Below are 1,998 nucleotides of genomic sequence, written 5' to 3' on the forward strand. Positions count from 1 at the left end.
GCGCTTGCGGATGACATCTTGACGATGGCGGTCGGCACGCCAATGCGCCGACTTTGCCAGGAGCTGATAATGGCAATGGAGCGGGCCATCAAAGCCGGCGTCGCGGAGAGCCCGGGGCAGACATTTCTGCCGTTCGACATTTATCTTCCGGAAAATATTTGACCTTGATGGATTTCTATCATGAGCGCCCATTTTCCTTTCACCGATGAAAGGAAAGCTCGATTGACTCGGCCGTCTCTGTCCGATCTGTGAACCGGCGTGGTTCCGTCTTGAAAGAAGCCGGATGCCGAAATGGCAGCCGCGCTTCATGGAAGGAAAGTCAAGCAATGCGCCAGGTATCGCCCCGCTTTGCACTCGATCACATGGCGGCGCCCCGCCTTGACGTCAGTGCGCTTTTCGCGCTTGCCCGTGACCAAGGCCTGACCGACGTCCAAATCCGTTACCCTCATTTCAGCAATCCTGTCGCACGCGGCATTCCGGCTGCGGACGTTCGGTTGGCCGCTACCGAAGCGGGCGTCACGATCATCTCTGTCAACGCCTTGCAGCGGTTCAACGACTGGACTCCAACGCGTCAGGCCGAGGCAAGCAACCTCGCCGATTATGCGACGGCGTGCGGGGCGGAGACGCTCGTGTTGGTGCCGGCCAACCGCAGCTCGTGGCCCACCAATAGCGAGCGCCAGGACAATCTTCGTTTCGCTCTAAACGAGATCAAGCCAATCCTCCAGTCGCGGGGTCTGATCGGTCTCATCGAGCCGCTGGGTTTCCGAACCTGCTCGCTTCGATCAAAGAAGGAAGCGGCCGAGGCCGTTGCCGCGGTTGATGGCCAGTCCGTCTTTCGCCTCGTGCACGACACGTTCCACCACACCCTGGCCGGGGAGACATGCCTGTTCTGCGAGCTTACCGGCCTGGTGCACATTTCAAGCGTAAACGACCCGACCTTCTGGATTTACCCCGATCGCTTTCTTGCAGGTTCCGACAATGGCAGCCAGATTCAGGCGCTGCTGGATGGCGGCTACGCGGGACCTTTCTCATTCGAGCTGGTCGAGGAAGTCCATTCTCTGGACGATCTCGCAGGCGCACTTGCCGCCAGCATCGACTTTATCCGGCGAGGGCTATTGTCGTCAAAGTAGATGGTGACAGGAGTAGTGACTATAGGTGCGCCTGAATTTTCCGTGGGTTCACAGCGGGGCAGCCATCCGAGATGCCTCCTGTATCATTATCTCCCGCATCCAGATGCTTGCCGGATCGCTATTGTGGAGGGCCGGCCATTGGAGGGTCTCGGTGAATGTGGGAAATGGCAGCGGAAGTTCGATAACCCGCAGGGGGAACGTTTTTTCGAAATGCCTGACCAGCCGTAAGGGCATGGTCGCTATACGAGCTGTGCCGGACACCATAGGTGGAATCATGCTGAAGCCCTGCACGGCGACCTCGACACGTCTCTTAAGGCCATGCTCAAGCAAAAACCATTCCTCGATAGACGGCTTCATCGTACGCCCGAACCTGACCGCGACGTGCCTCATCGACATGTATCTCTCGAATGTAAGCTGCTGTGGCAGCTGCTTGTTTGTGGGACAGCCTACGCACACGAGCTTCTCGTCAAACAGCGCAACGCTTGAATGCACACTCGACGTGAACATATCCGGTAGAATTAGAAAATCGACGTCACCGCGCCGGAGAAGCTCATCGGGGCTATCGTCGACAGGCAGCAGTTCGAAGCTGACGGCGGGGGCTTCCCGTGAAATACGCTCCACAAGCTTTTCGAAAAACACGAGCGTGACGAAATCGGAAAGAATGATCCTGAAGAGGCGATCGGCTCGAGCTGGGTCAAACGGATCCGAAGAAATAATCGAGCACTGGATGTGCTGGAGAGCGTCGCGAACTGCGGGGGCAAATGCTGCCGCACGCGGGGTTAGAAATCTTTCGCGACCTCTTATCGTAAACAGTTCATCGCGGAAATAATCGCGCAGTCGGGCGACGGCCGCACTCATGGCGGGCTGA

Annotated in this window: 2 protein-coding genes and 1 pseudogene; 2 read left to right on the top strand and 1 reads right to left on the bottom strand. The window is 57.7% G+C overall.

From position 1 onward, the window contains the following. Together EN969_RS36335 and EN969_RS28625 are read left to right on the top strand one after the other, a co-directional pair. Positions 1-162: pseudogene (locus EN969_RS36335) on the top strand (LacI family transcriptional regulator); the annotation flags it as partial. Between the two features lie 164 nt (positions 163-326). Next, positions 327-1,130, top strand: a complete 804-nt coding sequence (locus tag EN969_RS28625; protein ID WP_063169395.1) for a TIM barrel protein — start codon at positions 327-329, stop codon at positions 1,128-1,130. A 48-nt stretch (positions 1,131-1,178) separates the two neighbouring features. Here the strand turns inward: EN969_RS28625 and EN969_RS28630 are convergent. After that, the coding region (locus EN969_RS28630; protein ID WP_127419608.1) for a LysR substrate-binding domain-containing protein at positions 1,179-1,998 on the bottom strand (820 nt) is incomplete at its 5' end.

Origin of the sequence: Mesorhizobium sp. M7A.F.Ca.CA.003.01.2.1, assembly GCF_003998945.1 — a bacterium.
In the GTDB taxonomy this organism is placed as follows: Bacteria; Pseudomonadota; Alphaproteobacteria; order Rhizobiales; family Rhizobiaceae; genus Mesorhizobium; species Mesorhizobium ciceri.

Coding starts and splice junctions, on each gene's coding strand:
- EN969_RS28625 (WP_063169395.1), top strand. CDS start 327: ATGCGCCAGGTATCGCCCCGCTTTGCACTCGATCACATGGCGGCGCCC.